This window comes from Streptomyces sp. NPDC127108 (assembly GCF_042677545.1).
Classification (GTDB): Bacteria; Actinomycetota; Actinomycetes; order Streptomycetales; family Streptomycetaceae; genus Streptomyces.
On record NZ_JBHXTE010000007.1, the window covers coordinates 160924 to 182796 of the forward strand.

23 protein-coding genes are annotated in these 21873 nt (G+C 73.9%); 12 read left to right on the forward strand and 11 right to left on the reverse strand.

The window, feature by feature from the left end:
* Positions 1-299 precede the first annotated feature (299 nt).
* Positions 300-1232: a glycosyl hydrolase family 18 protein gene (locus tag ACFVHO_RS08280; protein ID WP_385711454.1), complete on the forward strand. Its 933-nt coding sequence runs from the start codon at positions 300-302 to the stop codon at positions 1230-1232.
* Positions 1233-1286: 54 nt separating this feature from the next.
* Here the strand turns inward: ACFVHO_RS08280 and crcB are convergent, their stop codons facing one another.
* Positions 1287-1661: a fluoride efflux transporter CrcB gene (gene crcB, locus ACFVHO_RS08285; RefSeq protein WP_385711456.1), complete on the reverse strand. Its 375-nt coding sequence runs from the start codon at positions 1659-1661 to the stop codon at positions 1287-1289.
* Positions 1658-2113, reverse strand: a complete 456-nt coding sequence (locus tag ACFVHO_RS08290; protein ID WP_385711457.1) for a CrcB family protein — start codon at positions 2111-2113, stop codon at positions 1658-1660. Before ACFVHO_RS08290 ends, crcB begins: the two co-directional genes overlap by 4 nt.
* 224 nt (positions 2114-2337) lie before the next feature.
* Here ACFVHO_RS08290 and ACFVHO_RS08295 point away from each other — a divergent pair, with 224 nt between their 5' ends.
* Entirely contained in the window at positions 2338-3363 is a 1026-nt protein-coding gene (locus ACFVHO_RS08295; RefSeq protein ID WP_385711459.1) for an aminoglycoside phosphotransferase family protein, read from the forward strand.
* 65 nt (positions 3364-3428) lie between these two features.
* Here the strand turns inward: ACFVHO_RS08295 and ACFVHO_RS08300 are convergent, their stop codons facing one another.
* Positions 3429-3752, reverse strand: a complete 324-nt coding sequence (locus ACFVHO_RS08300; protein WP_385711461.1) for a plasmid stabilization protein — start codon at positions 3750-3752, stop codon at positions 3429-3431.
* Between the two features lie 136 nt (positions 3753-3888).
* On the opposite strand from ACFVHO_RS08300, the gene ACFVHO_RS08305 reads away from it, so the two are divergent.
* Entirely contained in the window at positions 3889-4185 is a 297-nt protein-coding gene (locus ACFVHO_RS08305; protein ID WP_385711462.1) for a WhiB family transcriptional regulator, read from the forward strand.
* A 39-nt stretch (positions 4186-4224) separates the two neighbouring features.
* On the opposite strand, the gene ACFVHO_RS08310 is transcribed toward ACFVHO_RS08305, so the two are convergent.
* Positions 4225-5667: a dihydrolipoyl dehydrogenase family protein gene (locus tag ACFVHO_RS08310; protein WP_385711464.1), complete on the reverse strand. Its 1443-nt coding sequence runs from the start codon at positions 5665-5667 to the stop codon at positions 4225-4227.
* A gap of 118 nt (positions 5668-5785) precedes the next feature.
* Here ACFVHO_RS08310 and trxA point away from each other — a divergent pair, with 118 nt between their 5' ends.
* The gene (gene trxA, locus ACFVHO_RS08315) at positions 5786-6169 is read left to right on the forward strand and encodes a thioredoxin (protein ID WP_385711466.1); all 384 of its coding nucleotides are present in this window, start codon (positions 5786-5788) and stop codon (positions 6167-6169) included.
* A gap of 65 nt (positions 6170-6234) precedes the next feature.
* Here the strand turns inward: trxA and ACFVHO_RS08320 are convergent, their stop codons facing one another.
* The gene (locus ACFVHO_RS08320; RefSeq protein WP_385711468.1) at positions 6235-7320 is read right to left on the reverse strand and encodes a LacI family DNA-binding transcriptional regulator; all 1086 of its coding nucleotides are present in this window, start codon (positions 7318-7320) and stop codon (positions 6235-6237) included.
* Between the two features lie 411 nt (positions 7321-7731).
* Between ACFVHO_RS08320 and ACFVHO_RS08325 the strand changes: the two genes are divergently transcribed.
* Positions 7732-9153 carry an amidase gene (locus ACFVHO_RS08325; RefSeq protein ID WP_385711469.1) on the forward strand — a complete coding sequence of 474 codons (1422 nt, stop codon included), beginning with the start codon at positions 7732-7734 and terminating at the stop codon, positions 9151-9153.
* 279 nt (positions 9154-9432) lie between these two features.
* A complete protein-coding gene (locus tag ACFVHO_RS08330) occupies positions 9433-9765 on the forward strand; it encodes a hypothetical protein (protein WP_385711471.1) in 333 nt (110 codons plus the stop codon).
* Positions 9766-9801: 36 nt separating this feature from the next.
* Here the strand turns inward: ACFVHO_RS08330 and ACFVHO_RS08335 are convergent, their stop codons facing one another.
* Positions 9802-10650, reverse strand: coding sequence for a TIGR02452 family protein (locus ACFVHO_RS08335; RefSeq protein WP_385711550.1), 849 nt, complete (start codon positions 10648-10650; stop codon positions 9802-9804).
* A 292-nt stretch (positions 10651-10942) separates the two neighbouring features.
* On the opposite strand from ACFVHO_RS08335, the gene egtA reads away from it, so the two are divergent.
* The 4 genes from egtA to egtD are packed head-to-tail and all read left to right on the forward strand — an operon-like array spanning position 10943 to position 15400.
* Positions 10943-12304, forward strand: a complete 1362-nt coding sequence (egtA, locus tag ACFVHO_RS08340) for an ergothioneine biosynthesis glutamate--cysteine ligase EgtA (protein ID WP_385711473.1) — start codon at positions 10943-10945, stop codon at positions 12302-12304.
* Entirely contained in the window at positions 12301-13665 is a 1365-nt protein-coding gene (gene egtB / locus ACFVHO_RS08345; protein WP_385711475.1) for an ergothioneine biosynthesis protein EgtB, read from the forward strand. Before egtA ends, egtB begins: the two co-directional genes overlap by 4 nt.
* Positions 13665-14429: an ergothioneine biosynthesis protein EgtC gene (gene egtC, locus ACFVHO_RS08350; RefSeq protein ID WP_385711477.1), complete on the forward strand. Its 765-nt coding sequence runs from the start codon at positions 13665-13667 to the stop codon at positions 14427-14429. The genes egtB and egtC overlap by 1 nt, the downstream gene beginning before the upstream one ends.
* Complete coding sequence (egtD, locus tag ACFVHO_RS08355; RefSeq protein WP_385711478.1) at positions 14426-15400, forward strand: L-histidine N(alpha)-methyltransferase; 975 nt, start codon at positions 14426-14428, stop codon at positions 15398-15400. Before egtC ends, egtD begins: the two co-directional genes overlap by 4 nt.
* 59 nt (positions 15401-15459) lie before the next feature.
* Here egtD and ACFVHO_RS08360 read toward each other — a convergent pair whose 3' ends face one another.
* Positions 15460-16743: an extracellular solute-binding protein gene (locus tag ACFVHO_RS08360; protein WP_385711480.1), complete on the reverse strand. Its 1284-nt coding sequence runs from the start codon at positions 16741-16743 to the stop codon at positions 15460-15462.
* Between the two features lie 235 nt (positions 16744-16978).
* Here ACFVHO_RS08360 and ACFVHO_RS08365 point away from each other — a divergent pair, with 235 nt between their 5' ends.
* Positions 16979-17194 carry a dodecin gene (locus ACFVHO_RS08365; RefSeq protein WP_385711481.1) on the forward strand — a complete coding sequence of 72 codons (216 nt, stop codon included), beginning with the start codon at positions 16979-16981 and terminating at the stop codon, positions 17192-17194.
* 27 nt (positions 17195-17221) lie between these two features.
* Here the strand turns inward: ACFVHO_RS08365 and ACFVHO_RS08370 are convergent, their stop codons facing one another.
* Positions 17222-17740, reverse strand: a complete 519-nt coding sequence (locus ACFVHO_RS08370) for a hypothetical protein (protein ID WP_385711483.1) — start codon at positions 17738-17740, stop codon at positions 17222-17224.
* A 59-nt stretch (positions 17741-17799) separates the two neighbouring features.
* On the opposite strand from ACFVHO_RS08370, the gene ACFVHO_RS08375 reads away from it, so the two are divergent.
* Positions 17800-19083 carry a styrene monooxygenase/indole monooxygenase family protein gene (locus ACFVHO_RS08375; RefSeq protein WP_385711485.1) on the forward strand — a complete coding sequence of 428 codons (1284 nt, stop codon included), beginning with the start codon at positions 17800-17802 and terminating at the stop codon, positions 19081-19083.
* A gap of 30 nt (positions 19084-19113) precedes the next feature.
* Here ACFVHO_RS08375 and ACFVHO_RS08380 read toward each other — a convergent pair whose 3' ends face one another.
* From ACFVHO_RS08380 to ACFVHO_RS08390, 3 genes are read right to left on the reverse strand one after another with little or no spacing between them, the layout of a single operon-like run.
* Complete coding sequence (locus ACFVHO_RS08380; protein ID WP_385711487.1) at positions 19114-19674, reverse strand: hypothetical protein; 561 nt, start codon at positions 19672-19674, stop codon at positions 19114-19116.
* A complete protein-coding gene (locus tag ACFVHO_RS08385) occupies positions 19671-21167 on the reverse strand; it encodes an ATP-binding protein (RefSeq protein ID WP_385711489.1) in 1497 nt (498 codons plus the stop codon). The genes ACFVHO_RS08380 and ACFVHO_RS08385 overlap by 4 nt, the downstream gene beginning before the upstream one ends.
* On the reverse strand, positions 21164-21862 hold the full coding sequence (locus ACFVHO_RS08390; protein WP_385711491.1) for a response regulator transcription factor: 699 nt from the start codon (positions 21860-21862) through the stop codon (positions 21164-21166). The genes ACFVHO_RS08385 and ACFVHO_RS08390 overlap by 4 nt, the downstream gene beginning before the upstream one ends.
* Positions 21863-21873 lie beyond the last annotated feature (11 nt).

The window sequence follows — 21873 nt, forward strand, 5'->3', positions numbered from 1 at the left end:
ACCTCCCCCCGCCCCTCCGGCGCGGGCGTTGTTGGCTGGTGGGGGGGCGCGGGGGCGGGGGGGTGGTTCTATAAATAACACGTGTTTGGGTGCGTTTGTGTTCGCGCGTACGTGGCCCCCCCCAACAACTCTTCTACGACACCTCTCCACCGCGCCGGGGACCGCACCGCCGACGGGCGGCAACTAAAGCGCATTAGTTGCTGCCACGCTCTAGCCTGATCCTCCCTCCCTCGTCAGAATTGCCGGGACTTGGAACGGCCATGTCCCGGCAATTCTGTGAATCTGGAGGAGAGTTCAGGATGAAGAGACGGAGTGTCCTTCTCGGTGCCCTCGCCCTGACCGTGGCGTCGGGTGCGGCGGCCGCGGCCGCGCCTCGGGCCGCGGCGGGCAAGCGTGTCGTCGTCTATTACCAGACGCAGTACACGAACGGCAGGTACGTCTCGCCCCTTGACCTGACCAGGAACAAGACCGGTGTGACCGATGTCCTGGTGGCCGCGGTGCATCTGAACGACCTCAATGGTCCGTACGCGCCGGTGCACTTGAACGACGATCCGCCGGGCGCCGCGAAGTACGACCAGATGTGGCGTGATCTCAAGGAGATGCAGGGTCGGGGTGTGCATGTCCTGGCGATGGTCGGTGGTGCGGCGCCGGGCAGTTTCACGCGGCTCGACACTGAATTCGACACGTATTACCCGCTGTTGCGCGACTTCATTCGGCGGTACGGGCTGGACGGGGTCGATCTGGATGTGGAGGAGCGGATGTCCCTCGCGGGCATCGAGCGGGTCATCGACGCGCTGCGGGCCGACTTCGGGCCCGGGTTCCTGATCACGCTCGCCCCGGTGGGGTCCGCCCTCAGCGGCGGCGGGAACCTGTCGGGGTTCGACTACGAGCGGCTGTACCGCGACCGGGGCGGCGACATCGCCTGGTTCAACGCGCAGTTCTACAACGGCTGGGGCAGCATGACGTCCACGTCGAGCTACGACGCGGTGATCCGGCGCGGGCTGATACCGGCGTCCAAGGTGGTCGCGGGCACCCTGACCGACCCCTCCAACGGTGGCAGCGGCTACGTCGCCCCGACCCGCCTGAAGGCGACGATCCGCAGCCTGGTCGCGAAGTACCCGGACATGGGCGGCGTCATGGGCTGGGAGTACTTCAACTCGCAGCCGGGCGGGACGGCGCAGCCGTGGCGGTGGGCCGTGGAGGTGTCGTCGGCGCTGGGCCGGGGTCGCTGAGGGCGCGGCCGGGGCGGGCGAGGGTGCCGTGCCTCCCGTGAGGTGCGGCACCGCTCAGCCCCACAGCGCCTCGCCGCCCGCCACGCCCAGGAAGGCCGCGCCGAGGCCCACGGCGACGCTGCCGACGACGTTCGCCGCGGCGGCGAGCGGCAGCCGGCCCTCGGCCAGCTGCCAGGTCTCGTACCCGAAGGTCGAGTACGTCGTCAGCGCGCCGCACAGGCCGGTGCCGAGGAACAGCTGGGTGTGCGCGGACGCCGCGCCCGCGCTCGCGGCGCCGGTGACGACGCCGAGGACGAGGCAGCCCACCACATTGACGGTGAACGTCCCCCAGGGGAAGGCCGGTCCGCAGCGGGCGCGCATTGCCCGGTCGGTCAGGTACCGCAGCGGTGCGCCGATCGCCGCTCCCGCCACCACGCACAGCCAGTTCACCGTCCGCCCGCCTTCCGCCTCGCCACCAGGCCCTGCCGCCCCGCCAGGACCCGCCGCGTCGCCACCGTCGCCGCCCCCACCGCCGCGAGCGCGGTCAGCGGCGTCAGCGCCAGGTGGACCAGGCCGGTCCCCAGGTGGCCGCCGTCCAGGAGCCGCTCGGTGTCCACCGCGTACGTGGAGAACGTGGTGAAGCCGCCGAGCACCCCGGTGCCGAGGAACGGCCGGACCAGGCGGTGGACGGGCGTCCGGGCCGCGGCGATCAGCGCCATCAGGACGCCGATGAGCGCGCACCCCACGGCGTTGACGGCGAACGTCGTCCACGGGAAGCCGCCCGGCGCGACCGGCCACAGCAGGCCCGCGCCGTAGCGGGCGGACGCCCCGGCCGCGCCGCCCGCGGCCACCGCGGCGAGGACCGGCCACCCGTCGCGCGGCGCCGCCACCGTCCCACTCATCCGTCTCCCGTTTCCCTGTCCCCGCACGTCATCCGTGTGCCGCCCCTGTCCTCGACCGCACCCACATTGTGGCGCGCGTCGATGCACGTGAGGGCGCCGGGACGGCTGTGGCGTGCGGAAACTCGGTGGACAACGGATCGCCCGGTGGGTGGGATGAGGTCTTCGCGGATCCGGTGGCCACGGTCGCCGGGCCGCGTTCGGTCGAGTCGCGTCGAGGAGAGTCCGTGTCAACAGGTGGTACCGGCAAGCCGTTCGCGTACGAGGAGTACGAGGATCACGACGACTTCGAAGACCACGAGGATCATGAGGAAGACGGCGGGGGCGCCGGGGAGGACGCGGGTGAGGACGGGGACGTCCGCATCGACGAGGCGCTGGTGCGGCGGCTGCTGACCGCGCAGTTCCCGCAGTGGTCGGCCTTGCCGATCAGACCGGTGCCGCGCTCGGGCATGGACAACGTCACGTACCGCCTGGGCGACGAACTGACGGTGCGGCTGCCGCGCTACGAACGCTGGGTCGGGCAGGTCGAGCGCGAGCAGCGCTGGCTTCCGTGGCTGGCCCCGCAGTTGCCGCTCGCCGTCTCCCAGCCGGTGGCGCGGGGGAAGCCGGGCGAGGGCTATCCGTTCCCGTGGTCGGTCTGCCGGTGGCTCGACGGCGAGCCCGCGACGACGGACGGCCTGGCAGATCCGCGGCGGACGGCGGTGGAACTCGGCGAGTTCATCACGGCGCTGCGGGCCGTCGACGCCACGGACGGTCCTGAACCGCAGTGGAGCAATGCCTTCCGCGGTGCGCGGGTCGGCGCCGAGTGCGACGCGCTGACCGCCGACTCCCTCGTACGCGGCAAGATCGCGAAGCTGCGGGGGATGGTCGACACGGACGCGGTGACCGCCGTGTGGGAGGAGGCCCTTGCCGCCCCCGCGTGGGACCGGCCGCCGGTGTGGCTGCACGGCGACCTCGCGACCGGCAACCTCCTGTCCGTCGACGGCCACCTCACCGGGGTGATCGACTTCGGCACGCTGGCCGTGGGCGACCCCGCGTGCGACCTGATACCCGCGTGGATGTTCCTGCCGCCGGAGGCCCGCGCCACGTTCCGCGAGGCCGTCGGCGCCGACGAGGCGATGTGGGCGCGGGGCCGCGGGATCGCCCTGGCCGGGTCGCTGCCGGTGCCGGACGACCCGTTCTTCCAGCAGGACCCGGCCCGGGTGACGACGGCGCTGCGGCATCTGGAGGGGATCCTCGCGGGCGGAGGGTGAGTTGCGGCCGAGGAGTGAGTCGCGGGCGCACGTGATGCGCGGGGCGACGGCGGCCGCCCCGCCCGTCAGCGCCCCACAGCACGCGCCAGCTGCGCCTTCGTCATCGACGAACGTCCCTTCACCCCGCGCCGCCTGGCCTCCTCGTACAGCTGGTCGCGGGTCGGACCCTGGGCGCCGCTGTGCGAGCGCAGGCCTCCCCTGCGGCCGGACGAGATGTCCTTCGTCGACGTACGGGAGGCGGTCTTGGACTCGCCGCTGCGCGCCCGCTCCTTGTTCACGGTGCGGGCCGCGATCTCCCGGGCCCGCTCCGGCTTCTCGCCGCGCCGCTCGGCGCTCTCCTTGATGTGTTCGTACTGGCGCTCACGTTTGGCGTTCGACCCTCGTGGCACAGCCGGTTCCCCTTCCTCTGCGGGCCCCGGCTCCGGTGCGATCCGGGCCAGGGGCAGGAAATCCACGTGTAACCGCTCGGCGGAACCGTCAAACCGGGGTTGTTTGTCCAGAGCCGCCCCGGGCACCCGCCGCCGCATGGATGAGGTACCGCTGCGACAGGAGTGGATCGACTGGGCCGCGTGCGCGGACGCCGATCCCGAGCTGTTCTTCCCGGTGGGGACGACAGGACCGGCCGAACGGGACCAGGAGGAGGCCAAGCAGGTGTGCGCGCGCTGTCCCGTGACCGCCCAGTGTCTCGCGTACGCGCTGGGGTCCGGGCAGACGTCCGGCGTCTGGGGCGGCAAGGACGAGGCGGAGCTTGCGGCGCTGCGGCGGAAGCGGCGGGCGGCCGAGCGGTGGGAGGCCCGGCGCGGCGTGCGCCGCGCCGGGTGAGGGCGCGCTCGGCACCTCCCGGCCGTGGAGGGGCGGCCGTCAGCCCCGGTACGTCTCGAGCAGCCGCAGCCACACCTCGCTGATCGTCGGGTACGCCGGGACCGCGTGCCACAAGCGCTCGATGGGGACCTCGGCGGCGATGGCGACCGTGGCGGAGTGCAGGAGTTCGCTGACGCCGGGGCCGACGAAGGTCACGCCGAGGAGGATCTCGCGGTCGAGGTCGACGATCATGCGGGCCCGGCCGCGGTAGCCGTCGGCGTACAGGCCCGAGCCCGCCACCGACGCGAGGTCGTGGTCGACGGCGCGGACGCGGCGGCCCGCGGCCTCGGCGGCGGCCAGGGTGAGGCCCGCGGAGGCGGCCTCGGGGTCGGTGAAGACGACCTGGGGGACCGCGTCGTGGTCGGCGGTGGCGCTGTGGGTGCCCCAGCGGTCGGTCTCCAGGAGGGGCACCCGCTGGGCGCGGGCCGCGATGGCGGCGCCCGCGATCCGCGCCTGGTACTTGCCCTGGTGGGTCAGGAGCGCCCGGTGGTTCACATCGCCGACGGCGTACAGCCAGTCGCTGCCCGTCACCTTGCAGCTGTCGTCGACGGTCAGCCACGCGCCGGGTTCCAGGCCGACCGTCTCCAGGCCCAGGTCGTCCGTGCGCGGGGCGCGGCCGGTGGCGAAGAGGATCTCGTCGGCCTCGACGGTGGCGCCGTCGTCGAGGGTGACGGTGAGCGTGGTGCCCTCGCGGCGGACCTCGCGCACCGAGGTGTCCGTGCGGACGTCGGCGCCCGCCTCGCGCAGCGCCTCCGCGACGAGCTCCCCGGCGAACGGCTCCATCTTGGGCAGCAGCCCCTCCCCGCGGACGAGCAGCGTCACCCGCGACCCGAGGGCCTGCCAGGCCGTGGCCATCTCCACACCGACCACGCCGCCGCCCACCACGACGAGACGCCCGGGCACCCGGTCGGAGCTGGTCGCCTCACGGCTGGTCCACGGCTTGGCGTCGGCGACGCCCGGCAGGTCGGGGACGACGGCGCGGCTGCCGGTGCACACGGCGACGGCGTGGCGGGCGGTGAGCCGTCGGAGCGTGCCGTCACCGGCGGTGACCGTGACCTGGCGGGGGCCCGCGAGGCGGCCGTGACCGCGGTAGAGGTCCACGCCGATGGAGTCCAGCCAGCCCACCTGGCCGTCGTCCTTCCAGTGCGAGGTGTAGTAGTCGCGGTGGGCGAGCACCGCGGCCGCGTCGAGGGGCCCTTCGACGAGCTGGCGAAGGCCCGGTACGCGGCGGGCGTCGGCGCGGGCCACGGCCGGGCGCAGCAGGGCCTTGCTCGGCATGCAGGCCCAGTAGGAGCACTCGCCGCCGACGAGTTCGCTCTCCACGATCGCCGCGCTCAGGCCGTTCGCGCGGGCCCGGTCGGCGACGTTCTCGCCCACCGGTCCGGCGCCGACGACCACGACGTCGTAGGTGATGGTTTCGCTGGCTTCCGTGGCATCCGTCATGAGGACAGTCTGGTCCCAGGTGTGCGGCGTGGCCACACGGGTACGCGCGCGGAATACGGCCGTCGCCCCGGCCGTTGTGCACGACGGCTTCGCCCTCATCAGGAAGAGAGAACACACCATGAGCAGCACGACAGTGGAGCTCACGAAGGAAAACTTCGACCAGACGATGACGGACAACCAGTTCGTCCTGATCGACTTCTGGGCGTCCTGGTGCGGGCCCTGCCGCCAGTTCGCCCCGGTCTACGAGAAGGCCGCGGAGGCCAATCCCGATCTGGTCTTCGGCAAGGTCGACACGGAGGCGCAGCCGGAGCTGGCGGCGGCCTTCGGCATCCAGTCGATCCCGACGCTGATGATCGTCCGCGATCAGGTCGCGGTGTTCGCGCAGCCCGGCGCGCTGCCGCAGGAGGCCTTGGAGGACGTCATCGGCCAGGCCCGCAAGCTGGACATGGACGAGGTGCGCAAGTCCGTGGCGGAGCAGCAGGCCAAGGAGCAGGAGCAGTAACAGCGGTCGGGAGCGCGCACGTGGGCTGACCGGCGTGGCCGTGGCCCGCGTGCGCGGGCCACGGCTCAGCTCGACTCGCGGTGCACCATGCTCGCGCCGAGCACGTCGTGCACCTCCGGCCGCCCGCCGGGCTCCCGCACCACCCGGTCGACGAGTTCCGCGAGGCTCCGGCCCGACGGCAGCTCGATGCGGACGCTGCTCAGGCGCGGGCGCAGGAGCCGGGCCAGCATCAGGTCGTCCGCACCGACGACGGCGACGTCCTCGGGCACGGTGATCCCCTCGTCCTGGAGGGCGCGCATCAGGAGCATCGCGTACTCGTCGTTGTACGCGAAGACCCCGTCGAGGCCGAGCGACCGCCAGCCGTCGACGAGGCGGGCCGCGGAGTCCTCGGTGTAGGCCAGCGGCAGCGCGGTCACCGAACTGCCCTCGACGGTGCGCGCGGCCGTGCGCACGCCGTCCAGACGCGGCCGGGAGAAGGCTTCGAGACCGGGCTCCTCGGGGACCACGACGCCGATGCGGCGGCGGCCCTGGGCCAGCAGGTGCGCGGCGGCCGCGCGGCCGACCAGGCGCTGGTCCATGAGCAGGGCGTGCGCCCCGTCCGCCCGCTGCGGGCCGAGCGTGAAGACGGCCTTGGCGCCGGAGCGTTTGAGGACGGCGACGCCGCGGGCACCGAGCGCGATCGCGTCGGGCGCGAGGACGGCCACGGGGCGCAGTTCCGCCCAGGCGCGGGCGGCCTCCTCGCCGGTCAGACCGAGGCTGCCGTACTGCACCACGGTGTAGTCGAACCGGCTGAGCGCCCACTGGAGTTCGTTGATGAACTCGCTGAAGAGCGGACCGACGGCGATCTGCGGGGTGGGCATCAGGACCATGCGGCTGTGCCCGGCGCGCAGGCTGCGGGCGGCGGCGTGCGGGACGTACCCCAGTTCCTTGGCGGCCGCGTGGACGCGGCGGCGGGTGGGTTCGCTGATCCGGACGGCGCTGGTGTTGTTGAGGACGTAGCTGACGGTGGCGCGGGAGACGCCCGCGAGGCGGGCGACGTCGGCGCTCGTCGGGACGGAGTGCGGGGTGCCCTGCGGCACGGAGTCGGGCGGGGAATTCGGCGCGTCCGGCGCCGGAACCGGCGCGGGCTGCTGCTTCGGTATCTGCACCATGACCCTCGCAATCCTTCCAGACGGCCCCGGGGCGCACCCAGGCGGGCGCGGGGGCGCTGCCGGGCAGGCGGCGGGGCATGGCCGCGCACGCCGTCGTGCCTGGTCGCGCGGCATGTCACGCACGCCCGCGACGGCGCACGCACGGCTCTGCGGGGGCGTCGCACGCCTCCCCCGCGCGCCGCCACGGGAACGGAGCACACCCGGTGAGCGGCGTGAACTCCCCCGCCCGGATACCGCGTTGGGCCGCCGGAGGCTACCGTTCGGTCACATGCCCGACCGGGCCGCCGACCACCGGCCCCTCCCCCACCCCCTCTCGTGCCCCGCCACCCCGCTCACCTCGCACACTTCGCTTGCCCCACTTCCCCCGCCCCTCACCCCACGGCCGTGCCGCCCGATGGAAGGTGCCCCCACATGACCGCCGACCGTTCCGCGGGACTCGCGGAGACCGCCCGTGTCCTCGCCGAGGGCACGGTGACCGCACGGGAGTTGACCGAGCGGACGCTCACCCGGATCGAGGCGACACAGCCCCGGCTCAACGCGTTCCGGGTGGTGCGTGCCGAGGCCGCGACGGCCGAAGCGGAGGCGGCCGACCGGGAGTTGGCGGCGGGCGGGCGGCTGCCGCTGCTCGGGGTGCCGGTGGCGGTGAAGGACGACACCGACGTGGCGGGCGAGCCCACCGCGTTCGGCTGCCCCGGGGACTTCCCGCCGAAGGCCGAGGACGCCGAGGCCGTGCGCAGGCTGCGGGCCGCGGGGGCCGTCATCGTCGGCAAGACCAACACCTGCGAGCTGGGGCAGTGGCCGTTCACGGAGGGCCCGGCCTTCGGCGACACCCGCAATCCGTGGCACACCGGGCACACGCCGGGCGGCTCGTCGGGCGGTTCGGCGGCCGCGGTCGCCGCGGGCCTGGTCCCGGCGGCCCTCGGCTCGGACGGCGCGGGCTCGGTGCGGATCCCGGCGGCGTGGACGCACCTCGTCGGGATCAAGCCGCAGCGCGGGCGGATCTCGACGTGGCCGTGGCCCGAGGCCTTCAACGGCATCACGGTCAACGGTCCGCTGGCCCGCACCGTCGCCGACGCCGCCCTGCTCCTGGACGTGGCCAGCGGCAACCACGCGGACGACCTGCACCAGCCGCCCGCGATCCGCGCCGCCGAGGCGGCCACCCGCGAGCCGGGGCGGCTACGGGTCGCCCTCTCCCTCGGCATGCCGTTCACGGCGACGCCGAAGCGGCTGCACCCTCTGGTGCGCGGCAAGGTCGTGGCGCTGGCGGAACGGCTCGCCGCGCTGGGCCACGACGTGTCCGAGGCCGACCCGCGCTACGGCCAGATCGGGCTCGCCTTCGTGCCCCGGGCCACGGCGGGCGTGGCGGACTGGGTGCGCCGGGTGCCCGACCCGTCGCTGCTCGACCCGCGCACCCGGGAGGCGGCGCGTCTGGGACGGCTGCTCGGCGGCGCGCCGCTGCGGCTCTCGCGGCGCGCGGAGGCGACGCTGCACCGCAGGGTCGGGGCGGTCTTCGACACGTACGACGTGGTGCTCGCGCCGACGACGGCGACCCCGCCCCCGCCCGTCGGCACCATGGCCGCGCTCAGCGGCTGGCGCACCGACCAGGCGATGATCGCCGCCTGCCCGTACGCGTGGCCGTGGAACGTGCTCGGCTGGCCCGGCGTGAACGTGCCCGCGGGCCGGGTGGCGGGCGGCCTGCCGGTCGGCGCCCAGTTGCTGGGCCCCGCGGGCAGCGAGCCCCTGCTGATCTCGCTGGCGGCGCAGCTGGAGGACGACCTGCGCTGGCACGAGGACTGGCCGACGCCGCTGGCCGACGCGCAGGCGGCGCCGTGAGGGCGTAGGCGCCCGGCGCACGTGGCACACACGGCACACGCGGCTGCGGCACGGCAGCGCGAGGCAGCCCGGCAGCACGCGCGGCAGCGGCCCGGCGACCGAGGCGGCACACCGGCACGCCCAGCAGCGGCCCGGCGACACGAGGTGGCACGGCGGCACGACGCGACACGCAGCACGAGGCGACACGGCAGCACGAGGCGGCACAACAGCACGGGGCGGCACAGCACATCCGCCGAAAACCCGGTGCGGCCACCGCCCCGCCCGCCTACCGTCCACACCGTGCAGATCTACGAGATCCAAATCCACGCCTTCGCCGGGACCGACGCCGCGCTCGCCCTCCAGGAGCCGCTCGCCCGGCTCCTGTGTCCCGTCGAGGACCACGACGGGCCCTGTGAGGTGCCATGGGGCTTCACCCTGCGTGACACGGGCGCGGACGACCCGGGGTGCGTGCTCGTCCTCGGCATCTTCGCGAGCGCGGAGAAGGCCGCGGAGGTCAGGGACTGGGTGCGGGCGTTCGTGGGCGAGGCGCACCCGACGGTCCTGCGGGAAGCCGTCACGGACACGTTCGACGAGCTGGCGGAGCAGTACCGGATCGAGCACGGCGAGGGCTGAGGCGGGCGCCCGCCCGGCCGCACGGTTCGCGCCGTCTCAGGCCGAGGTCCGCCCCGGCACCCCCGCCGTCCCGAAGGCCCGCTCGAAGGCCCGGCGGGTCGTCTCGCCCCGGGTCCGGTCGAGCACCCCGAAGACGACCTGGTCGAAGTACCCGGCGAACCGCCCTTGCGCCCCCAGCGGCGCCCGGAACGCCTCGGCCACCTGCGCCGGATCGTTCTGGAACACCCCGCAGCCCCACGCGCCGAGCACGAGCCGCCGGTAGCCGCAGGCCGCGGCGGTCTCCAGGACGCGCTCGGCACGGACGGCGAGCGCGCCGGGGAGCGCGTCGGCCCGCTCGGGCGTCGTGCGCCGCACCACTCCGGCGTTGGGCGCCGGCGAGGTGAGGAACCCGGTCGCGTACATGTCGCCGAGGAGGTTGCCGCGGTCGTCGCGGAAGACGGGCACGGCGGGCGCGTGGATGACGCGGTCGCTGTAGAACGGGTCGCGGTGCGCGCGGTGGTGGTCGTAGAAGCCGCGCTGCTCCAGGAGGCAGGTGTACAGCGCGGAGGACCGGCAGAGCGCCTCCTCCTGCGCCTGTGCGCCGTTCAGGAAGCCGCCGCCCGGATTGCGGGCGGAGGCGAAGTTCAGGACGGCGACCGGGCCGCCGTCCGCGCCGTGCAGCCGGTGGGCGGCCTCCAGGCTGGACTCCCCCGTGACCTCGACGGTCGTCGGCCCCGGCGCGCGCGGGGGCACCTCGACGGGGTCCGGGCCGTACAGCCGGGTCCCGGCCCGCGCGGCGGCCACCGCGTCCGCGAGCTCCACTCGCCGTCCGTCCGGCGCCGTGTACGCCCCCACCGCGACGATGTCCACCGTGTCCTGCGCGATCCCGCGCAGCCGCGCGCTCACCGGCACGCCTCGCCTGGTACCACCGTGCTCCGCGTGCCGTGCGCCGCGCCGTCCCCCATGCTGGACATGGCCCCGCCCCCATTGTTTGCGGTGTTCCCGGTGTTCCCGGTGCCCTGTCCACGTACATACCCCGTGTCGAACATGAACAGATGGTGTGCCGTGCCTGTCGGCCGTCGCAACGGTATTTCCCGGCCATGAGGGCAGTCTTGTGCGAAATAGGTTGAAGGTCTTGGGTGTTACGAGCGCTGCGCGGGCAGTCCGCCCGCGCCGGCCGAACAGGAGGACCCACGACATGCCAGAGGGAGACTGTACGAAACGCCGAGCCCGCCTCGGCGAAGCCGTCACGGAGGCCGAGATAGAGGCCTTGGTGCGCGGCATCTGCTTCAAGACGGGCCCACCCGCCGTCACCGGTGTGGAGCTGGAATGGCTCCTGCACACACCGGACGCCCCCCGTACGCCCGTGTCGTCCGCCCGTGTCGAAGCAGCTCGCGCGGCACTGCGGACCAAGCCCCTGCACTCGACGGTCACCGTCGAACCCGGCGGCCAGCTTGAGCTCAGCTCGCTTCCCGCCGCGTCCCTCATGGAGTGCGTGTCAGCCGTATCGGCCGATCTGGCCGTCGTCCGCGACACGCTCCGCTCCCTGGACCTGACCCTCACCGGCCTCGGCGCCGATCCCTGGCGCGCGCCCGCGCGGATCCTGCACGAGCCGCGCTACGAGGCGATGGAGAGCTGGTTCGACCGCACCGGTGAGGCAGGACGGCGCATGATGTGCTCCACGGCGTCCGTGCAGATCTGCCTGGACGCCGGGTACGAGGAGCCCGGGCCGCTGGGCTACGCGCGCCGCTGGCGCCTGGCCCATCTGCTCGGCCCCGTCCTGGTCGCCGCGTTCGCCAACTCCCCGCTGCAGGAGGGCCGCCGCACCGGCTGGCGCTCGACGCGGCAGGCGGTGTGGGCGGGCATCGACCCGGGCCGGTCGGGGGCGCCCGCCCTCGACGAGGAGCCGCGGGCCGCCTGGACCCGGCACGCCCTGGACGCGCCCGTGATGTGCGTGCGCACCGAACCCGCCGACGAGGCGCCCTGGCTGGTTCCGGACGGCCTGAGCTTTCGCGCCTGGGCCCGCTCCGGGGCACCGCGCCCGCCCACCCGCGAGGACCTCGACTACCACCTCACCACGCTGTTCCCGCCGGTCAGACCGCGCGGCCACCTGGAGTTGCGGATGGTCGACGCGCAGCCCGGCGAGGACGGCTGGATCGTGCCCCTCGCGGTGACGAGCGCGCTGTTCGACGACGCGGGCGCCGCCGAGACGGCCTACCGCACCGTCAAGCCCCTGGCCGAGCGCGCGGGAGCCACCCCGCCGCCGCACAGCCCGCTGTGGCTGGACGCGGCGCGCCACGGACTCGCCGATCCGGAGCTGCACGAGGCCGCAGCGGCCTGTTTCGCCGCCGCGCTCGACGCGCTGCCGAGGCTCGGCGCCGACAGCCGTGTCCTGTCGGTCGTCGCGGCGCACGCCGACCGCTATGTGGCCCACGGCCGCTGCCCGGCCGACGACCTGCTCGACGCGGCGCACCCGGACGGGGCGCACGGGGCCGAGGCCCACGCGGCCGGGACCCGCACGGACGGGCCCCCTCTCTTCGGGAAGGACGCACACCGATGACCGGTTCCACGACGGGACCCGAGAACGACTCCCCGGCCGACCCGGAGGTTCTGCGGACCCGCGCGCAGAGCGCGCTGCTCGCCGCGCGCGAGCGCACCGCGCTGCTCACCTCCTGCGTCGAGGACAGCGAACTGACCGCGCAGCACTCGCCGTTGATGTCCCCGCTGGTGTGGGATCTCGCGCACATCGGCAATCAGGAGGAGCAGTGGCTGCTGCGCGCGGTCGGCGGCCGTGAGGCGCTGCGGCCCGAGATCGACTCGCTGTACGACGCCTTCGAGCACCCCCGGGCCTCCCGGCCCTCGCTGCCGCTGCTCGCCCCGGACGAGGCCCGCCGTTACGCCTCCGACGTGCGGGGTCGCGCGCTCGACGTGCTGGAGAGCACGCCGTTCCACGGTTCGCTGCTCACCGACGCGGGCTTCGCCTTCGGGATGATCGCGCAGCACGAACAGCAGCACGACGAGACGATGCTGATCACCCATCAGCTCCGTGCGGGCGCCCCCGCGCTCACCGCGCCGGACCCGGACCCGGCGCCCCTGTTCACGGGCCCGCCCGAAGTCCTCGTGCCCGGCGGCCCGTTCATGATGGGCACGTCGGCGGAGCCGTGGGCGCTCGACAACGAACGCCCCGCGCACCGGCGGTTCGTACGGCCGTACTTCATCGACACCACGCCGGTCACCAACGCCGCGTACCAGCGTTTCATCGAGGACGGCGGCTATGACGAGCCGCGCTGGTGGCACGAGCGCGGCTGGGAGGCGGTGCGCCGCAACAAGCTGACGGCGCCCCTGTTCTGGCGGCGCGAGGCGGGCCAGTGGCTGCGGCGCCGCTTCGGCGCCCTGGAGCCGGTACCGGGCGACGAGCCGGTGCTGCACGTCAGTTGGTACGAGGCGGACGCATACGCGCGCTGGGCCGGGCGGCGGCTTCCGACCGAGGCCGAGTGGGAGAAGGCCGCGCGCCACCACCCGGGCGAGGACCGGTCGCTGCGCTACCCCTGGGGCGACGCCGATCCGACGCCGGAGCGGGCGAACCTGGGGCAGCGGCATCTGCGCCCGGCGCCCGCGGGCAGCTATCCGCTGGGCGAGTCGCCGCTCGGCGTACGGCAGTTGATCGGCGACGTCTGGGAGTGGACGGCCAGCGACTTCCTGCCCTACCCGGGCTTCGTCGCCTTCCCCTACCGCGAGTACTCGGAAGTGTTCTTCGGCGGCGACTACAAGGTGCTGCGCGGCGGCGCCTTCTCCGTCGACGCGGTGGCGTGCCGGGGCACGTTCCGCAACTGGGACCATCCGGTGCGGCGGCAGATCTTCTCCGGCTTCCGCACGGCGCGCGACGTCACGGCCGCCGAGACCTCCGAGGGGGTTCTCTGATGTGCCGTCACCTCGCCTTCCTGGGCGAGCCCGAGGCGCTCGGCGCCCTGCTCGTGGAGCCCGCGCACAGCCTGTTCCGGCAGTCGTGGGCGCCGCGCAGGCAGCGGCACGGGACGGTCAACGCGGACGGTTTCGGCGTCGGCTGGTACGCGGACGGCGATCCGGTGCCGGCGCGCTACCGCAGGGACGGGCCGATCTGGGGCGACCAGTCCTTCGCCGACCTGGCCCGGGTGGTGCGCTCCGGCGCGGTGCTCGCCGCGGTGCGGGACGCCACCGAGGCGGGCGCGGACGGGGAGGCCGCGGCGGCGCCGTTCGCCGCGGGGCCCTGGCTGTTCAGCCACAACGGCGCGGTCTCCGGCTGGCCGGACTCGCTCGCCGCGGTCGCCACCACGCTGCCGCCCGCCGATCTGCTGTCCCTGGAGGCGCGCTGCGACTCGGCGCTCGTGTGGGCGCTGGTCCTCGAGCGGCTGCGGCGCGGCGACGAGGCGGCGCAGGCGCTCGGCGACGTCACCGTGGAGGTGGCACGGGCGGCGCCCGCCTCCCGTCTGAACCTGCTCCTGACCGACGGCGAGACGATCGCCGCGACGGCCTGGGGCGACACCCTCTGGTACCTGACGGTGCCGGGCCGCCGCACCGGCCGCACCGTCGTCGCCTCCGAGCCCTACGACGACGACCCGTCCTGGCGCGAGGTCCCCGACCGCACCCTGCTCGCCGCCACGAGCACCGACATCCTGCTGACCCCGCTCAAGGAGCCCACCGCGTGAGCCCGTTCCTGCTGACCCGCACCCTGCCCGAGGACGCCGCGGGCGCCGCGCTGCGCGCCGACGTCCTGCACGGCCTCACCAAGTCCCCCAAGTCGCTGCCGCCCAAGTGGTTCTACGACGCGCGCGGCAGCGCCCTGTTCGACGAGATCACCACGCTGCCCGAGTACTACCCGACCCGTGCCGAGCGGGAGATCCTGATCGCCCGGGCCGCCGAGATCGCCGCGGCGACGGGCGCGCGCACGCTCGTCGAGCTGGGCTCGGGCTCCTCCGAGAAGACCCGGCACCTGATCGACGCGATGCCCGCCCTGCACACCTACGTCCCGGTCGACGTCAGCGAGTCCGCGCTCACCGGCGCGGCCAACACGCTGATCGCCGAGCGGCCCGCCCTCGACGTGCACGCCCTCATCGCCGACTTCACCCGCGGCCTCGCGCTGCCCGGCACGCCCGGGCCGCGTCTGGTCGCGTTCCTCGGCGGCACCATCGGCAATCTGCTGCCCGCCGAGCGCGCCGCGTTCCTGACGTCGGTGCGCGGCCTGCTGTCCCCCGGTGACGCGCTGCTCCTCGGCACGGACCTGGTCAAGGACGAGGGGGTGCTCGTGGCGGCGTACGACGACTCGACGGGCGTGACCGCCGCGTTCAACAAGAACGTCCTGCACGTCATCAACCGCGAGCTGCGCGCGGACTTCGACCCCGACGCGTTCGCCCACGTCGCCGTCTGGGACCGCGACCACGAGTGGATCGAGATGCGGCTGCGGTCCCGCGCCGCGCAGACCGTGAAGATCCCCGCGCTCGACCTCGCCGTGCACTTCGAGGAGGGCGAGGAGCTGCGCACGGAGATCTCCGCGAAGTTCCGCGAGGAGGTGGTGAAGTCGGAACTGGCGGCGGCGGACCTGTCACTGACCCACTGGTGGACGGACGAGCGGGCCCGCTTCGCGCTGTCGCTGAGCACGGTGGCCGGGGCGCGGGCCTGATGCCGGCCGTGGTCCCGACGGGGCCGAGCGCGACCGAGGTCACGCCCGGCTAGACGGCCTCACGGCCCCGTGGCGTCCAACGCCTTGGTGATCCGGCCGGACGCGGCCTTGGCCTCGGCCGCCGGATCACCACCGGCGAGGACCTTGGACATGTACGCCTTGATGGGGTTGTCCGCCTCCACGGCCGCCCACGCGGGCGACTTCGGCGTGGCGCGGCCCCGCGCGGCGCCCGCCGCCATCGCGGCGACCCCGGCCTCCCCGGACACGGCGGACGCCAGCGTCGTCTTGTTCGGGACGTAGTCCATCGTGCGGGCCAGGTCCTTCTGCCACTTGTCCCCGGCGAGGGCCTTCACCACCTCGACGGCGCCCTTGCGCTCGTCGGTGCCGTCGCGCACGACCAGGTCGGAGCCGCCGGTGAAGACGGTGCCGGGCTTGCGGGCGGTCTTGCCGGGGATGGGGAAGTACCCGAGCTTGCCCTTGAGCTTCGGGTTCTTCGCCTCGATGGCGCGCGCGGTGCCGGGCACGGCGATGATCTGCGCGACGTCGCCCTTGGCGAACACGCCGGACTGCGGCGGGTGTTCCTCGTCGGCGTCGGGCGGGCCGTCGCCGAGCGCCTGGAGCTGCTTGTAGAACTCCATGCCGCGCAGCGCGGCGGGCGTGTCGAGGGTGCCCTGCCAGGATCCGGTCTTCTCCTCCTTGGCCAGGTCGCCGCCCTCGTCCCAGATGAATCCGGCGAGCGTGTACCAGTCCTGACCGGCCAGATAGAGCCCCTGGTTGCCACCGGAGTTGAGCCGCCTGGTGTCCGCGAGCCACTGCTCGCGCGTCTTCGGCGGCTGCTCGATCCCGGCCTGCGCGAACAGGTCCTTGTTGTAGATGACGACGCGGTTGGCGGCGTACCAGGGGATGCCGTACTGACCACCGTCGTAGCGTCCGGGTTCGGCGAGGCCCGGCAGCCAGTCCTCCATGCCGAGGTCGCGCGCGGACTCCAGGGTGAGGTCCTCCAGGCCGCCCTGGTCGACGTACTGGGCGACCTGGGTGTTGCCGACCTCGATGACGTCGGGGCCGTCGTCGTCCTTGAGTGCGGCCTTGACCTTCTCGCCGATGCCGGTCCACTCCTGGACGCGGATGTCCAGGTCGATGTTGCCGTGCCGCTTCTCGAAGTCCTCCGTGAACCGCTTCACGAAGGCGTCCGACGCGCTGCCCCGCATCAGCCACACCTGCACGGTGCTGCGGTCGTCCCCAGCGCCGGGCAGCAGGCCGCAGCCGGGCAGCAGGGCGGTGGAGGCGAGGGTCAGGGTGAGGGAGAGGGCGATGCGGAGGCGGCGGCGGTTCACGTCGGTCACTTTCTGCCTGCGGACAGGGCGGAGGAGGCCCGACGTGGGGAAGAGCTTGAAGCTCGAACGGGTGTGCAGGATTTTGGTATGTACCAAGTCATCGGTCAAGGGGTGTGCGGGGATCCGTGGCACTTCTGTGAAGGTTGCGTGCCCGCGAGCTCCTCGCTCCCGCCAACAGGCCCCACCGGACCCCCGGCACTACCGTGGAGGGCACCGCAACGCCGCGGAGAGGAGAAGCCCGCTCATGTCCGACCACACCTACCGGGTCACCGAGATCGTCGGCACCTCGCACGAAGGCGTCGACCAGGCCATCCGCAACGGCATCGAACGCGCCGCCCAGACCCTGCGCGGCCTGGACTGGTTCGAGGTCACACAGGTGCGCGGCCACATCGAGGACGGACGGATCCAGCACTACCAGGTCGGCCTGAAGGTCGGTTTCCGCCTGGAGGACTCGGCCTGAGCCACCGGGCCCCGGCGCGGCCCGCCCTCACGTACGGCCCTGGCGCTCCTGCGCGTCCCGCAGCTCCGCGGAGGCGCTGCCCCAGCGCGCCCGCACCACGGTGAACCCGGCCCGCTCGGCGTCGACGCACACCAACTCGTCGTCGTCCACGAGCATCCGCACCTCGCGGTCGCGGGCGAGGTCCCGCAGGGCCTCCAGCTTGGTGCGGCGCGCGGGCCGCCGGTCGTGGTCGGGCCGCATCCGGATCGGCCCCTCGGGCAGCCCCTGCGCGGCCAGCCACGCCTCGGTGTCGGCGCGGCAGCGCTCGGGCCGCCCGGTGAGGTAGACGATGTCGCACTCCACGGCGCTGTCCAGGGCGAGCCGCACCCCGGTCGGCAGCGGCGGGTCCTGCGGGGCGGCGGCGAAGAACGCCGCCCAGTCGCGCGGCCTGCGCTCCAGGAAGCGCTGGCGGTGCGCGGTGTCCGCGAGGGTGCCGTCGAGGTCGAACACGGCCAGGGGGCGCCGCGCCGCGGTGCCGTCGCGCTTCTTGCTCTTGTCGTGCGTCACGGCGTCAGCGTACGGAACGTACGCAGCTGGCGGCCCCGGCGCCTGGGTACGACTGAACCGTGCCCGGCCGACGCGGCCGGAGCGGGACGGAGGACGAGGTGCGCGGGATCGCGATCGTGGGGGCGGGGCAGGCGGGGCTGCAGTTGGGCCTCGGGCTCCTGGAGGCCGGGTACGAGGTCACTCTCGTCGCCGAGCGGAGGCCGGAGGAGGTACGGGGCGGCCGGGTCACCTCGACCCAGCTCATGTTCGGCCCGGCCCTGCGCGTCGAACGGGCGGCCGGGCTCGCGCTCTGGGACGACACCGCGCCCGTGATGCCCGGGTTCGAGCTCAGCCACTGGGAGCCACAGGGGCAGCCGGACGCACCGGTGCACCGGTTCGCCGCACCCCTGGACGACGAGGTGCGCTCCGTCGACCAGCGGGTCAAGCTGGCCGCGTGGCTGGAGCTGTTCGAGGAGCGGGGCGGGCGCGCGGAGTACCGCTCCGTCGACCCCGCCGACGTGGCCGACCTCGCCGCCGCGCACGACCTGACCGTGCTCGCCACCGGGCGCGGGCAGCTCTCCGGGCTCTTCGAGCACGACATGTCCTGGCCGGCCCACGACCGGCCGCCGCGCACCCTCGCCTGCTTCTACGTGCACGGCGTCGCCCACGACGACTCCGACCCGGCCGCCGGGTACGTCAGGACCACCGGCGTACCGCCCGCCGGTGACGTGATCGTCATGCGGGCGCTCACGGTCGGCGGGCCCTGCGACATCGTGCTCTTCGAGGGCCGGTGGGACGGGGTCTACGACTGCTGGGGCGACCGCCCCGACGTCGCCGAGGGCTGGCGGCGCGCCCTCGAACTGCTGCGTACGCACGCACCTTGGGAGTACGAACGCTTCCGCCACGCCGAACCCACCGACCCCGGCGCCGCCCTGTACGGCGCGATCACCCCGACGGTCCGCCTCCCCGTGGCGCACGTGGACGGCGACCGTCCCGTCCTCGGCATGGCGGACGCCCTCGCCGTCCACGACCCGATCACCGGCCAGGGCGCGAACAACGCCGCGCGGGCGGCCGCCAGTTACCTCGGCGCCGTCCTCGAACGCGGCGACCTCCCCTTCGACGAGCGGTGGATGCGGGAGACCTTCGGCGCATACTGGGAGAACGCCCGGCACACGCACGCCTTCACCGAGTTCATGGTGCGCGAACCGCAGCCGGAGCAGGTGCGGCTCGTCATCGAGGCCGCCTTCGCCCACCCGGAGGTCGCCCACCGGTTCGCCAACGGCTACGCCGATCCGTCGACGTACCGCGAGTGGCTCCTCGACCCGGACGGCGCGGCCGCCTATCTGGCCGGGTTCGCCAAGTAGCCGACCTACCGCGAGGCCTCGGTAGCCGACCTACCGCGGGGCCTCCCGGCTCGGGGAGGGCGCGGACACGGGAACGACGTTGCCCGCGGCGTTGCAGCGGACGGTCCAGGGTGTTCCGTAGCCCTCCTCGTAGACCCGAACGTCCACGTCGGGGGGTTGTCTGCCGTCGGCGACCCGGGCGTTGGCGGCGGTGCAGATGATCTGGCTGAGCCCGAGGCCGCCGCCACCGGTCGTCCGTGCCACCGGCACCGGCAGGCGCAGGTCCACGCCGCCGTCGTCGACCCGTGCGATCAGCCGTCCGTGGATCGGGGGCACCTCGGTGATCAGGCCGCGGGCGCGCTCGGCGGCGTCGGGGCCCTTGAGGAGCAGGTCGAGTGCCTGTTGCGGGGTCGCGGCGGAGTCGACCTCACGGGTGACGGACTGGAGGCCGTACGGACTGACGAAGTAGAGGTGGGCGTAATGGCTCGTGGACTGCGGATCCCGCAGCCCCGACGCCGGGGCGCCGGCCCGGACCGGACCGGTCGAACCGACGCCGCACCCTGCCGCGAGCACACCCAACACGGCTGCGACGCAGGCGAGTTGGCGCCTCATGACTGCTCCTCCTGCCGAGGTGCGCGCGGGATGGTGAGGGTGAACACCGCGCCGCCGTCCGGGAGGTTGGCGGCGACCAGGGTGCCGTGGTGCAGTCGTGCGTTCTCCCTCGCGATGGCGAGGCCGAGGCCGCTGCCCGCGGAGCGGGTGCGGGCGGCGTCCGCCTTGTAGAAGCGGTCGAAGACGTGCGGCAGCACCTCGTCGGGGATGCCGGGACCGTGGTCGGCGACGTCGATCACCAGGGACTCCCGCGTGGCCCGCGCCCGGACGGTGACGGGAGCGGCGCCGTGCCGCAGCGCGTTGCCGATCAGGTTGGCGAGGACGACGTCGACGCGCCGCGCGTCCACCCGGATGCGCGGGTCCTCCTCGGGAAGATCGGTGATCACCTCGTCCGGCTCGCGCCAGCCGCGCAGTTGAAGCGTCTTGCGGACGACGGTGGCGAGGCTCACGTCGTCCAGGTGCAGCACCGCAGCGCCCGCGTCGAAGCGGGAGATCTCCATCAGGTCCTCGACCATGGCGGTCAGCTTGCGGGTCTCGTCGCTGATGAGGAGGACCGCGTCGGCCGTGTCCGGAGGCAGCGCGTCCGAGCGGGCGTCCTCGTCGAGGGCGTCCGTGACGGCGGCCATCGCGGCGAGCGGGGTCCGCAGTTCGTGCGACACGTCGGCGGCGAACCGGCGGGCGTTGGCCTCCATGCGCCGCAGCTCGGCGTCGTCCCGCTCCAGCGTGGCCGCCATGGTGTTGAACGTGCCGGTCAGGGAGGCGAGTTCGTCCTTGCCCACGACGTCCAGGCGGGTGCCGAGGGCGCCCGAGGTGATCTTCTCGGCGGCGGTACGCAACTGGCGTACGGGACGCAGCACCCGGCGGGCCGCGAACAGCGCGGGCACGACGGCGAAGGCGAGCGCAGGGATGGCGCCCGCCCAGGCCGCGGTGATCAGGGCGGAGATGTCGGCCCGTTCGCCCTTGAGGGACATCACGGCGTAGACGACGAGGCCCGACGGCTTCTCCGTCGCCGCGCGCCGGCTGGTCTTTTCGCCTCCTTCGCTCCGGCTCGTTCCGTTGCGTCCGTCCGTGTAGCCGACCGGCATGCCGATCAGCAGGCGCGGCCCGTCGGCGTGCTCCACGCGCTCGTAGAAGGTGGCGTCGCCGCTCTTGGTCGCGTCGCGCAAGGCGCCGCTGACGTCGGCCGCGGTGCCGATGAGCGGCCCGCCGTCGCGGGAGAGGGCCGTGTGCCAGGCGCGCGAGCCCGAGGCGCGGTCGAGTTGGCGGGCGAAGGTGCGCAGGTCCGTGTCGGTGGGGTCGTCCGGAAGGTTGGGGGCGAGCGAGTCGATCTGGAGGCGCAGATCGTGGACGGCGCTGTTCTGGGTGCGGTCCAGGATCGCGCTGCGGGCCTGCCGGAAGGTGAGCGCGGCGGTGATCAGCGCGCTGAGCGCGGCGACGAGGACGAAGGCGACGACCAGACGCGGGCGCAGGCCGCGGGGCGGGGCGAGCCTCATGCGGGCAGTGGGCCGAAGCGGTAGCCGAAGCCGCGGACCGTCTGGACGTACACCGGCCTGCGCGGGTCCTCCTCGATCTTGGCGCGCAGCCGCATCACGCAGGCGTCGACCAGGCGGGCGTCTCCGTAGTAGCTGTGCTCCCAGATGTCCTCCAGCAACTGCTGGCGGCTGAAGGTCCGCTCCGGCGCGGCACTGAGGAACAGCAGGAGCTTCAACTCCGAGGGGGCGAGCGGGAGTTCCTCGCCCTGCTTGCGGACGATCAGCGCGTCGCGGTCGATCTCCAGGTCGCCCGCGCGGGTCGGCCCGGCACCCGCGGCGGTGACGGCCTGGGCGGGGGCGACGCGGCGCAGCACCGCGCGGATCCGGGCCTCGATGACCGCGGCACCGGCGGGTTTGACGACGTAGTCGTCGGCGCCCGCCTCCAGGCCGATCACGACGTCGATGTCGTCGCCGCGCGCGGAGAGGATCACCAGGGGAACCTGACTGGTCTCGCGGATGCGCTGGCACACCTCCAGGCCGCTCATGCCGGGGAGCATCAGGTCGAGGAGCACGAGGTCGGGCTTGAAGGCGGCCAGGGCCTCCAGGCCGTCCTCGCCGGTGCCGACCGCCTCGGTCTCGTGCCCGTTGCGGGACAGGCCGAGGACGACGCCGCGGCGCACGGCCGGATCGTCCTCGATCAGCAGGACACGGGTCATGCAGGGGTCCT

Coding starts and splice junctions, on each gene's coding strand:
- ACFVHO_RS08280 (WP_385711454.1), top strand. CDS start 300: ATGAAGAGACGGAGTGTCCTTCTCGGTGCCCTCGCCCTGACCGTGGCG.
- ACFVHO_RS08290 (WP_385711457.1), bottom strand. CDS start 2,113: ATGAGTGGGACGGTGGCGGCGCCGCGCGACGGGTGGCCGGTCCTCGCC.
- ACFVHO_RS08305 (WP_385711462.1), top strand. CDS start 3,889: ATGGATGAGGTACCGCTGCGACAGGAGTGGATCGACTGGGCCGCGTGC.
- ACFVHO_RS08310 (WP_385711464.1), bottom strand. CDS start 5,667: ATGACGGATGCCACGGAAGCCAGCGAAACCATCACCTACGACGTCGTG.
- trxA (WP_385711466.1), top strand. CDS start 5,786: ATGAGCAGCACGACAGTGGAGCTCACGAAGGAAAACTTCGACCAGACG.
- ACFVHO_RS08320 (WP_385711468.1), bottom strand. CDS start 7,320: ATGGTGCAGATACCGAAGCAGCAGCCCGCGCCGGTTCCGGCGCCGGAC.
- ACFVHO_RS08325 (WP_385711469.1), top strand. CDS start 7,732: ATGACCGCCGACCGTTCCGCGGGACTCGCGGAGACCGCCCGTGTCCTC.
- egtA (WP_385711473.1), top strand. CDS start 10,943: ATGCCAGAGGGAGACTGTACGAAACGCCGAGCCCGCCTCGGCGAAGCC.
- egtB (WP_385711475.1), top strand. CDS start 12,301: ATGACCGGTTCCACGACGGGACCCGAGAACGACTCCCCGGCCGACCCG.
- egtC (WP_385711477.1), top strand. CDS start 13,665: ATGTGCCGTCACCTCGCCTTCCTGGGCGAGCCCGAGGCGCTCGGCGCC.
- ACFVHO_RS08365 (WP_385711481.1), top strand. CDS start 16,979: ATGTCCGACCACACCTACCGGGTCACCGAGATCGTCGGCACCTCGCAC.
- ACFVHO_RS08380 (WP_385711487.1), bottom strand. CDS start 19,674: ATGAGGCGCCAACTCGCCTGCGTCGCAGCCGTGTTGGGTGTGCTCGCG.
- ACFVHO_RS08385 (WP_385711489.1), bottom strand. CDS start 21,167: ATGAGGCTCGCCCCGCCCCGCGGCCTGCGCCCGCGTCTGGTCGTCGCC.
- ACFVHO_RS08390 (WP_385711491.1), bottom strand. CDS start 21,862: ATGACCCGTGTCCTGCTGATCGAGGACGATCCGGCCGTGCGCCGCGGC.